Genomic DNA, 10,422 nt, shown 5'->3' with positions numbered 1-10,422 from the left:
GTGATGCCGCGGGCCTTCTCTTCGGGCGCCGCATCGATCTGGTCGTAGCGCTTGTATTCGCCAAAATACTTCGTGATCGCCGCCGTCAGCGACGTCTTGCCATGATCGACGTGGCCAATCGTGCCAATGTTCACATGAGGCTTGTTACGCTCGAATTTACCTTTTGCCATAGTCTCTTTCCTTGGACGGCCTTGACCTTCAGTTCAGTCGAATGCGGGGCGATTAGCGACTACGGCCGAAAAACACAAGTGCCTTGTGGCCGGGTGCGCTGTCCACTCGGTCTCAACCGATGATCCGATTGCGGGATGTGGCGCTGATATAGGAACGCGCGAGCGGAAATGAAATGGGGGCTGCGGGCTCCAGCACCTGTTTGCTATTCCCGCCCATGTCCTGTCCCGCCCATGTCCTGGCCTTTGCCTGCCGGATGTGCAGCCGGCGCCTGGCCCATTGCCGCTACGGCGGCGGTCTGATTTGGTTGCCCCATGCAATTCATACCGACCTCCATACGCGGCCCGCTGTTCATGATCGTTTCGACGGGGTCGTACCTCGTCAACGACACGATGATGAAACTCGCGACCGCGGGCTTGCCGTCCTATGAAGTGCTGTTCCTGCGCGGGGTCGCGGCCACGCTATGGGGCATGCCGCTGCTGTTCCTGCTGGGCTATGGCAGGCAGATTCCATTGATCTTCGACAAACGCGTGCTGCGCCGCAACCTGCTCGAGCTGGCGGCCATCCTTTGCTACGTCGTGGCGCTGGCCAACATGCAGATCGCCGATTCGACCGCGCTCGGGCAGATCACCCCGCTTTTGATGCTGGTCGGCTCCTCCATCCTGTTCGGCGAACGGATCGGCGGCGTGCGCATGGCGCTGATCGGGCTCGGCTTCATCGGTGCGCTTATGGTGGCCCAGCCGACCATGCAGGGCATCTCGGTCTATGCGTTGCTGGCGCTCGGCAACGCGGCATTGGCGGCGGCGCGCGATCTTGCGGGCAGGCGGGTCGCGGCCGAGGTGCCGGGCATGATCGTCGCCATTTCCGCCGTTGTGGTGGTGCTGATCGGCGCGGGCGCCGCGCATCTCGTTTCCGAGCGCTGGGTCATGCCGGAAGCCCGGCACCTGCTGCTCATGGCCGGCGCCGGATTCTTCCTGATCTTCGGCCATTTCTTCATCTTCATGGCCTATCGCGTCGGTCCGACCGGCGTGGTGGCGCCGTTCTACTACTGCTTCACCGTCTGGGCGGTCATCTCAGGCGTTCTGGTGTTCGGCCAGTTCCCGAATGCCCTGGCGGTCTGCGGCATCCTGCTGGTGGTCGCGAGCGGGCTGACCATCGTCTCGCTTGATGAACGCAAGCGCAGGCTGACCGTCGTCGCCTGACCTTCAAGTCAACGCGTCGAAGCAGGTTTGGCCGTCCTGCGGTCAGCCAGTCGGCAGACTGGTGCCTAAAGCGTTCGCTTGCCGGAGAACTGGTGATAGGCCCACAGCACGACCACCGCGCCGATGATGGCGACGATCAGGCTCCAGATGTTGAGGCCGGTCACACCCGTGGCGCCAAAGGCGCTGAAGATCAGCCCTCCGACGATGGCGCCGACAATGCCGAGCACGATATCCATGATCAAGCCCTGGCCGGTCTTGTTGACGATTTTGCTGCCGATAAAGCCGGCGATGACGCCGAGGATGATCCAACTGATAATGCCCATTTTTCCTCTCCATTCCCCGCCCGCCGATCATGGTCACATGATTGTCAAAAGCTCAAGCCAACTTGAAATTCCGCCCGCATGGTCCATTGTAGCCGGCGGGACGGGCTTGGCCGTTATGGAGGATTGACCTATGGGACTCTTTGACAACGCCGTACCCGGCGGCAACATCACCAAACCGCTGATGATCGCGCTCGGCGCGCTGCTGGTCGGAAAGATGCTGAGCGGCAGAAGCGCCGAACAGACGAGTGACGGAGAGACGGGCGAGCCCGCCCCACCTCAAACGCCAGCCCCCACCGGCACCACGGCCTCAGGGGATGGCGGCCTGCTTGGCGGACTGGGCGGACTGCTCGACAAGCTCAAGACTGCCGGCCAAGGCAATGTCGCTGACTCCTGGGTCGGCACCGGACAGAACCAGCCGATCAACGCCAATGATCTGGGCAAGGCGATCGGCCCGCAGGTCATTCGAGAGATCGCGCAAAGGACCGGACTGGACGAGCAGGAGTTGCTCAAGCAATTGTCCACAGCCCTGCCAGGCATTGTCGACAGACTGACGCCGAACGGACAGGTGCCGCAGCAACACCAGGTCGCGTCCGCCTTCAACAGCTAGACTTCTGCGCCTGCATCACGCGCAAACACGCCCGGCACCGCCTTGCGGCTGTCGGGCGTTGCTTCGACCAGCGCCGCGAACCGCCTGGCAGTCGACGCATCGACCGGCGTGTAGAGGGAAACCGAGAAATCACTGTCGCGGCCGCCCGGCTGCAGCGTGGCGAAATCGAATGCCATTGCGCCGACGAGAGGGTGCCGGATGGATTTCCGCCAGATCGGTGGCTCGGCGATGTCGTGGCTGTTCCAGCACGTGGCGAACGCTTCGCTTGCCGCTTCCAGTGACGAAACCAGGGCGGCCAGCACCGGATCGCGAGTCATGGCAACAGTGGCAAGCCGGAACTGCGCGACCGCCGAGCGCGAAACCTCCGGCCAGTCGACAAAGCGCTGCCGCCATTCCAGGTCGAGAAACAGCCGGGCGAGCAGGCTGCCGGACCACTCATCATCCGTCTCGAAATCCCCGAGCAGCACCGCCGCGGGGTGGTTCCAGGCGACGACCTGCCAATAGGGATTGACGACATATGCCGGGTGCGGCGCCAGCCCGTCGAGCAGGCTGAGCAACGGCGCGCTGGGCAGGCCTTGCTCGCCGAGCCGGTTTCGCCAGTCGAGATCGGGCCGCGCCAATTGGAACAGATAGGCCTGCTCGGACCGGCTCAGCTTCAGCACCCGCGCTAGCGAGCGAAGCACCTGCGGCGACGCGTTCACCTCCCGTCCCTGCTCGAGCCAGGTGTACCAGGTGGTGCTGATCCCCGCCTCGGCGGCGACCTCTTCGCGCCTGAGGCCCGGTGCCCGGCGGCGGCCATTGGCGCCATCGATCCGCGGCAAGCGGTCCCGCCGCTCGCGCAGGAAGCGGGCAAGCTCGTCGCGCCGTGGGCCGTCATACGTCATTCTGTCACCGTCAATACCAGTATAAGCGGTAGTCTTGTACCCCTTTAAAGGCAAGCTAGATTGCGGGCGATCGCCTGAAAGGATCGCCCATGCACCTCACCCGACGCTGGCTGTTTCCGCTCGCCGTCACTTGCGTCGTGTCCGGAAAGGCGTGGGCCATCGAGGCCCACAACGCAACCCAAAGGACACCACCAATGAACGCGCTCAATGAAATCCGTCAGATCGACTACACCGTCATCTTCGCCCGCGACATGTCCGCCATGCGGCACTTCTACGGGGATGTGATGGAATTTGAGCTGAAGCGCGAGCTTAGCGAACGCTGGATCGAATACCGAGTCGGCCTGAACACGCTGGCCTTGACCAGCCTCGGCATGATGTTCAACGACACGCCGCAGCAGCGGGATGCGCTGTCGCTGCAGCTGGCATTCCGGGTGGCGCCGGAGATGGTCGCTGCCTGCGCCGAGGCGCTTCAGGCCAAGGGCGTGCAGCCGGTCCTGCCGCTCACCGACCAGGAATGGGGCCACAGGACAGTGTTCTTCCGCGATCCGGATGGCAACGTTGTCGAGATATTCGCAGAGATCTGATGAGTGTTTGGAGCGGGTAGCGGGAATCGAACCCGCATATTCAGCTTGGAAGGCTGCTGCTCTACCACTGAGCTATACCCGCATCGTCCTCAAGGTTCGCGGGCTGGCAGTGGTGGAGAGGGTTGGATTCGAACCAACGTAAGCTAAGCTAACGGATTTACAGTCCGTCCCCTTTAACCACTCGGGCACCTCTCCAGCCTGCCGTCGAAGCCTTGCAACGAGGCATTCTCGCCGATCAGGTCGAAACCAGGGTTTTGTCCGAAATCAGCGAAGCGCCTTATGGCGGCAAGGCCAGTGGGTGTCAACCGCACCGCAAGGCAAAATGCGCTGAATTTGACAGCCTGCCCGGCAAGCCGGCTTTCTGCCTGTATCCATGGCCCGGCGACGCGGCTATAGAAGCCGGCCATGAGCAATGACAACACGCCCAAGACCGCCAAAGACACCCACTACGCCAAGCTGCGTCGCGCCCATCGCGACGAGAAGGCCGGCGGCGCGCCTGCCTTCCGGCCGCGCCAGCCGGTGCCGCCGGGCGAGAACGCCGCCGACGGGCTGGTGCGGCTTTATGGCCTGCACACGGTGCGCGCCGCGCTCGACAATCCGCGCCGGCGGATCAGAAAGATGTTGGTGACGCGCAATGCCGCCGAGCGGCTGGCGATCGCCGACCTCGCCGCTTTGCCGTTCAAGGCCGAACTGGTCGAGCCGAAGGACATCGACAAGATCACCGGTTCGGACGCCGTCCACCAGGGCGTGCTGATCGAGGCCGAGCCGCCGAAGCCCAAGCGCCTTGACGCGCTCGGCGATACCAAACTGGTGCTGGTGCTCGACCAGGTCACCGACCCGCACAATGTCGGCGCCATCCTGCGCTCGGCGGTCGCCTTCGGCGCCGGTGCGCTGATCACCACGGCCCGCCACAGCCCGCAGGAATCCGGCGTGCTGGCCAAATCCGCCTCCGGCGCGCTGGAACATATCGACCAGGTCGAGGTGAAGAACCTCGCCGACGCGCTGGAACAGCTGCACGAAGCCGGCTTCCAGACCATCGGCCTCGATTCGGACGGGCCGGCCGAACTCGAAACGAGTTTTTCAGGCGAAAAGATAGCCCTGGTGCTCGGCGCCGAAGGCAAGGGCCTGCGCCAGAAGACGCGCGAGACGGTGACGACACTCGCCCGCCTCGACATGCCCGGCGCCATCCGCTCGCTCAACGTGTCGAACGCCGCGGCGGTGAGCCTTTATGCGGCACGGAAGTTCCTTGGAAAGTGAATAGTGAATGCTGAATGGAAAGCGTTCTTACCGTCACCGTTCACTATTCACCCACTTCATGCCCCGCCATCCGCTCCAGCGCCCGCACCAGCGCCGAATGATCCTCTTTCGCCCCGCCATTCGCCGCGCACGAGTTGAACAGCTGCTGCGTCGTCGAGGTGTTGGGCAATGAGACGCCGAGCGCCTTGGCGCCTTCCAGCGCCAGGCTGAGATCCTTCTGGTGCAGTTCGATGCGGAAGCCCGGCGCGAAGGTGCGCTTTATCATGCGCTCGCCATGCACCTCGAGGATGCGCGATGCCGCCAGCCCGCCCATCAGCGCCTGCCGGACCTTGGCGGGGTCGGCGCCGGCTTTTGCGGCAAAGACCAGCGCCTCGGCGACCGCCTCGATGGTCAGGGCCACGACGATCTGGTTGGCAACCTTGGTGGTCTGGCCGACGCCGTTCGGGCCGACAAGCGTGACGTTCTTGCCCATCTTTTCGAACACGGGCTTGGCGCGCTCGAACGCCTTGTCCTCGCCGCCGACCATGATGGTCAGGGACGCCGCCTTTGCGCCGACCTCGCCGCCCGACACCGGCGCGTCAAGATAGTCGCAGCCGAGATCGTTGATTTTCTTGGCGAAAACCTTGGTCTCGATCGGCGAGATCGAGCTCATGTCGATGACCAGCTTGCCCTTGCTCAGGCCGGAAGCGACACCGTTCTCGCCGAACAGCACCTCGGCTACCTGCGGGGTGTCGGGAACCATGGTGATGATGATATCCGCGGCCTTCGCCACTGCCGCGTGGCCGGTGATGCTTCTCAAGCCCTTGGCGACGAGATCGGCCGGCGGCTTCGAGCGGTGGTCGCTGGCAATGACGGCGTAGCCGGCATCCAGGAGATGCCCCGCCATCGGCGCGCCCATGATGCCAAGGCCGATGAAGCCGATGGTTTCCATTGTTTTCTCCTTTGTTGAGGCTGAGTTCCTTCGCGCCCCCTCTGGCCTGCCGGCCATCTCCCCCACTTGTGGGGAGATTGGCAGTTTCGGCGCCTCGCTCACCCTGCAATGTTGGGGAGCGAAAGCCGGGATGACGTCCGATCTCCCCACCTGTGGGGGAGATGGCCGGCAGGCCAGAGGGGGGCGCGAAGGAACGCGACTTCAATCGTAACAGCTAAGCCGCGGCACTCCCCTGCCCGTTAAGCTCCCGAAACCACCCCAGCCCAGCCTCCGTCCCCGCCTTCGGTTTGTATTCCGCTCCGACCCAGCCGGAATAGCCGATCCTGTCGATATGCTCGTAGAGGAAGGGATAATTGATCTCGCCCGTCCCCGGCTCGTGACGGCCGGGATTGTCCGCAAGCTGGATATGCGCGATGCGGCCGAGGTTGGCCTCGATGGTACGGGCGAGATCCCCCTCCATGATCTGCATGTGATAGATGTCGTATTGCAGGAACAGGTTCTTCGAACCGACGCGCTCGATCAGCGCCAGCGCCTGCTCCGAATAGTTCAGGAAAAAACCCGGTATGTCGCGCGTGTTGATCGGCTCGATCAAAAGCCGGATGCCGGCCTGCTCCAGTTTCTCGGCTGCAAACGCGAGGTTCTCGGCTAAAGTATTTTCCAGCACCGAACGATCCACGCCCTGCGGCGCGATGCCGGCGAGGCAATTGACCTGCTCGCAGCCGAGCGCATGGGCATAGCTGATCGCCTTGGCGATGCCTTGCCGGAATTCCGGCGCGCGGTCGGGCAAAACCGCGATGCCGCGCTCGCCGTTGCCCCAGTCGCCGGCCGGGAGGTTGAACAGCACCTGTGTCAGGCCGTTCTTCTTCAGCCGGGCCGCGACCACGTCAGGCGTATGATCATAGGGGCCGATATATTCGACGCCCTTGAAGCCGGCGCGGGCTGCGGCATCGAAGCGATCGAGGAACTCATGCTCGCCAAAGAGCATCGACAGATTGGCTGAAAAACGCGGCATTCTTTTTCTCCTTCTTCTGCTTGGCCCTAGGCGTGTTGAGATTCAGGTCGGGCAGAGTCGAAAACGGTGACTTTCGAAAACCGGAGCGGAACGTACTTTCTGTACGTGAGCACCGGACGCGCAGGAAGGCGCCGTTTGCAGGCCTGTCTCACCTGAATATCGGCGCGCCTAATCGAGCAACACAATCGCCGTTGGCGCATCCTCATGGCTTTCGGCAAGGTCCTCGAATTCGGTGATCTTGTCGATTTCCGTGCCCATGGAAATGTTGGTGACGCGCTCGAGGATGAATTCGAGCACCACCGGCACCTGGTATTCCTTCATCAGCCGCTGCGCTTCCTTGAACGCGCCGGCGAACTCTTCCGGTTTGCGCACCCGGACCGCCTTGCAGCCCATCGCTTCTGCGACCGCGACATGATCGACGCCGTAGCCGGCCTCCGGATCGTTGGCGCGGTTGACGTTCTCGAAGGCCAGGCTCACCTCGAAATCCATCGCAAAACCGCGCTGCGCCTGGCGGATCAGGCCGAGATAGGCATTGTTCACGACGACATGGATATACGGCAGTTTGTGCTGTGCGCCGGCCGCCAGTTCCTCGATCATGAACTGGAAGTCGTAGTCGCCCGACAGCGCCACGATGGAGCGATCCGGATCGGCGGCGCGCACGCCAAGCGCTGCCGGCAGCGTCCAGCCGAGCGGGCCGGCCTGGCCGCAATTGATCCAGTTGCGCGGCTTGTAGACATGCAGGAACTGCGCCCCGGCGATCTGCGAGAGGCCGATCGTGGTGACGTAGGTGGTGTCACGGCCGAACGCCTTGTTCATCTCCTCATAGACGCGCTGCGGCTTCAGCGGCACCTGCTCGAAATGCGTCTTGCGCTTCATCGTCTTCTTGCGGGTNCTGGCATTCCTTCGCCCAGCCCGACCAGTCGCGCAGCTTTCCTGCCGTCTTCCATTCGGTGGCGACGTCGAGCAGCATCTTCAGTGCCGCACCGGCGTCCGAGACGACGCCGAGATCCGGCGCGAACACCCGGCCGATCTGGGTCGGTTCGATGTCGACATGGATGAATTTCTTGCCCTTGGTGTAGACATCGACCGAACCGGTGTGGCGGTTGGCCCAGCGATTGCCGATGCCAAAGACGAAATCGGCTTCCAACATCGTCGCATTGCCGTAGCGATGCGAGGTCTGCAGCCCGCACATGCCGGCCATCAGCCGGTGGTCGTCGGGGATCGCGCCCCAGCCCATTAGCGTCGGGATGACCGGCACGCCCGTTATCTCGGCGAATTCGATCAACAGATCCGACGCATCGGCGTTGATGATGCCGCCGCCGGCGACGATCAGCGGCTTTTCCGCGGCATTGAGCATCGCCAAGGCCTTTTCGGCCTGGGCGCGCGACATTGCCGGCTTGAACGGGACCAGCGGTTCATAGGCATCGATATCGAATTCGATCTCGGCCAATTGCACGTCGACCGGCAGGTCGATGAGCACCGGGCCCGGTCGCGACGAGCGCATCAGGTGAAATGCCTTCTGCAGCGCCATCGGCACGATATAGGGCTCCATGACCGTGACCGCCCATTTGGCGACGGGTGCGGCTATGGCGGCGATATCGACCGCCTGGAAATCCTCCTTGTTGAGCCGTGCCCGCGGCGCCTGACCAGTGATGCACAGGATCGGGATGGAGTCCGCCGCCGCCGAATAGAGCCCGGTGACCATGTCGGTGCCGGCCGGGCCCGACGTGCCGATGCACAGCCCGATATTGCCTGATTTAGCTCTCGTGTAGCCCTCGGCCATATGCGAGGCCGCCTCGACATGGCGCGCCAGGATGTGGCGGATCGAGCCCCTCGCCTTCAGCGCCGAATAGAACGGATTGATCGCCGCGCCCGGCACGCCGAAGCCGCAGGAAATGCCTTCCTTTTCGAGAACGAGAACCGCTGCATCGACAGCGCGCATCCTGGCCATGTCCAGCCTCCTCAAGATTGTTGGTTGGTTGACAATGCCAGTGTCGTTTTCATTTTTCAATTTTTTCAGAATAATTTTTCATTTCGAGAAAACCCCTTCTATACACTGATCCCATTGGCTTTTTCGTTTTCCATGAATCCGGCCATCAAAATTGATGAAAAAGTTTTTCATTGCGATTTCGGCGAAACCGGCGACAATGCCGCCATGGAAACCAGCGAAAAACGCCAGCGCGGCCGGCCGCGCGCTTTCAACGGTCCGTCCGAGGCCGGTTCTGTACAGTCGCTCGACCGGGCCTTGCGCATCTTGGCCATCGTCGCCGAAGGCAGCGGCCTGTCGCTGAGCGAGATTTCGGCGCGCAGCGAGCTTGCGGCGTCCACCGCCTATCGCATGCTGACGACGCTGCAGAGCCACGGCATGGTCGAATTCGATACATCGGACCAGCTGTGGTCGATCGGCGTCGAGACCTACCGCATGGGTGCCGCCTTCCTGCGCCGCCGCAAGCTGGTCGATCGCGCCCGCGTGGTCATGCAGGAATTGATGGAGAAGACCGGCGAGACAGCCAATCTCGGCGTCGCCGAGGACGATTGCGTCGTTTTCGTCAGCCAGGTCGAGACGCATCAGGCAATCCGCGCCTTCTTCCGCCCGGGCACGCGCAGCTCGTTCCATGCCTCCGGCATCGGCAAGGCGGTGCTGGCGCAGCTCGAGCCGGAACGCGTCGCCGCCATCCTGCGCAAGTCGGGCCTGCAGCGCTTCACCGACAAGACGCTGTCCGACATTTCGGCGCTGGCCCATGACCTGGCTGTCATCAAGCACCGCGGCTGGTCGGTCGACGACGAGGAGCGGCATCCCGGCATGCGCTGCGTGGCCGCCGCCATTTTCAACGAGTTCGGCGAGCCGATCGGCGGTGTCTCGGTCTCCGGACCGACGGTGCGGGTGACGATGGAGCGGCTGGACGAGATCGGGCCGCTGGTGCGCGACGCCGCCGCTGAGGTGACGAGGATGATCGGCGGGTTCCGATCATAATGCGGAGAACGCTTCAGCTTTTGCTCGCCGCTTCACTGTGCGGATGCGTGGCGACGGCGCCCGAGCCCGCCCCTGTCTCCCAGCAAGTCAGCGAGATTCCGATCTCGCTCGCTTTGGAGGAGACAATCACGATCGGAATTCGCCAGCATTTGCAGGATCCTGCGTCCGCCAAATTCGGGACGATGCGCGCCGGCGAGCGGACGCTCAACGGCCGCCGGGAAATCGTGGTCTGCGGCCATGTCGCCGCGAAGTCATCGTCCGGTGGTCATACAACAGACCAACCGTTCGCCGCCAAGATCTATCCGGATGAAGGAAGCAGCTTCGAACTCATCGCCATGGGCGATCAATCGCTGAATGCGAGCGGTGGTGTTGTCGGCACCTGCCATGCAGCCGGATTACCGATCTCCGGTTGTGTGCGTCAAGTTCTGCAAAATGGGGCAGCCATGATGCTGGTCATGCGGCTTGGCGCAGAGCGAGCTT

General features: G+C 63.1%; 11 protein-coding genes, 2 tRNA genes and 1 pseudogene. 6 read left to right on the top strand and 8 right to left on the bottom strand.

The annotated features are described in order from the left end of the window. The coding region (locus X728_RS1000000169865) for a GTP-binding protein (protein WP_245266236.1) at positions 1 to 170 on the bottom strand (170 nt) is incomplete at its 3' end. Between the two features lie 312 nt (positions 171 to 482). Between X728_RS1000000169865 and X728_RS137350 the strand changes: the two genes are divergently transcribed. Further along, on the top strand, positions 483 to 1,370 hold the full coding sequence (locus X728_RS137350) for a DMT family transporter (RefSeq protein WP_023681464.1): 888 nt from the start codon (positions 483 to 485) through the stop codon (positions 1,368 to 1,370). Positions 1,371 to 1,435: 65 nt separating this feature from the next. On the opposite strand, the gene X728_RS137355 is transcribed toward X728_RS137350, so the two are convergent. Continuing rightward, a complete protein-coding gene (locus X728_RS137355; protein WP_023688411.1) occupies positions 1,436 to 1,693 on the bottom strand; it encodes a GlsB/YeaQ/YmgE family stress response membrane protein in 258 nt (85 codons plus the stop codon). Positions 1,694 to 1,823: 130 nt separating this feature from the next. Between X728_RS137355 and X728_RS137360 the strand changes: the two genes are divergently transcribed. Continuing rightward, complete coding sequence (locus X728_RS137360; RefSeq protein WP_023833241.1) at positions 1,824 to 2,300, top strand: YidB family protein; 477 nt, start codon at positions 1,824 to 1,826, stop codon at positions 2,298 to 2,300. Here X728_RS137360 and X728_RS137365 read toward each other — a convergent pair. After that, on the bottom strand, positions 2,297 to 3,184 hold the full coding sequence (locus X728_RS137365; protein ID WP_023833240.1) for a helix-turn-helix transcriptional regulator: 888 nt from the start codon (positions 3,182 to 3,184) through the stop codon (positions 2,297 to 2,299). The two genes, X728_RS137360 and X728_RS137365, sit on opposite strands and share 4 nt — an antisense overlap. A 194-nt stretch (positions 3,185 to 3,378) precedes the next feature. Between X728_RS137365 and X728_RS137370 the strand changes: the two genes are divergently transcribed. Next, positions 3,379 to 3,768, top strand: a complete 390-nt coding sequence (locus tag X728_RS137370) for a VOC family protein (protein ID WP_023829540.1) — start codon at positions 3,379 to 3,381, stop codon at positions 3,766 to 3,768. An 8-nt stretch (positions 3,769 to 3,776) separates the two neighbouring features. Here the strand turns inward: X728_RS137370 and X728_RS137375 are convergent. Beyond that, positions 3,777 to 3,850 (bottom strand) — tRNA-Gly (locus X728_RS137375). Between the two features lie 28 nt (positions 3,851 to 3,878). Beyond that, positions 3,879 to 3,963, bottom strand: a tRNA-Tyr gene (locus X728_RS137380). A gap of 210 nt (positions 3,964 to 4,173) precedes the next feature. Here X728_RS137380 and rlmB point away from each other — a divergent pair. Further along, positions 4,174 to 5,025, top strand: coding sequence for a 23S rRNA (guanosine(2251)-2'-O)-methyltransferase RlmB (gene rlmB / locus X728_RS137385; RefSeq protein WP_023833238.1), 852 nt, complete (start codon positions 4,174 to 4,176; stop codon positions 5,023 to 5,025). Between the two features lie 43 nt (positions 5,026 to 5,068). Here the strand turns inward: rlmB and X728_RS137390 are convergent, their stop codons facing one another. The 3 genes and pseudogenes from X728_RS137390 to gcl form a co-directional block, all read right to left on the bottom strand. Beyond that, entirely contained in the window at positions 5,069 to 5,956 is an 888-nt protein-coding gene (locus tag X728_RS137390; protein WP_023715772.1) for a 2-hydroxy-3-oxopropionate reductase, read from the bottom strand. Positions 5,957 to 6,170: 214 nt separating this feature from the next. After that, positions 6,171 to 6,968, bottom strand: a complete 798-nt coding sequence (hyi, locus tag X728_RS137395) for a hydroxypyruvate isomerase (RefSeq protein ID WP_023715773.1) — start codon at positions 6,966 to 6,968, stop codon at positions 6,171 to 6,173. A gap of 168 nt (positions 6,969 to 7,136) precedes the next feature. Next, positions 7,137 to 8,919 (bottom strand): annotated as a pseudogene (gene gcl / locus X728_RS01000000167445) (glyoxylate carboligase). Between the two features lie 204 nt (positions 8,920 to 9,123). On the opposite strand from gcl, the gene bhcR reads away from it, so the two are divergent. Continuing rightward, positions 9,124 to 9,942, top strand: a complete 819-nt coding sequence (gene bhcR / locus X728_RS137400; protein ID WP_023825604.1) for an HTH-type transcriptional regulator BhcR — start codon at positions 9,124 to 9,126, stop codon at positions 9,940 to 9,942. A 47-nt stretch (positions 9,943 to 9,989) separates the two neighbouring features. Next, positions 9,990 to 10,422 (top strand): hypothetical protein (locus tag X728_RS137405; protein ID WP_245266235.1); only part of this gene is annotated, 433 nt, incomplete at its 3' end.

Origin of the sequence: Mesorhizobium sp. L103C119B0 (assembly GCF_000502235.1) — a bacterium.
Taxonomy (GTDB): Bacteria; Pseudomonadota; Alphaproteobacteria; order Rhizobiales; family Rhizobiaceae; genus Mesorhizobium.
This window is presented reverse-complemented; position numbering and strand designations above follow the sequence as displayed.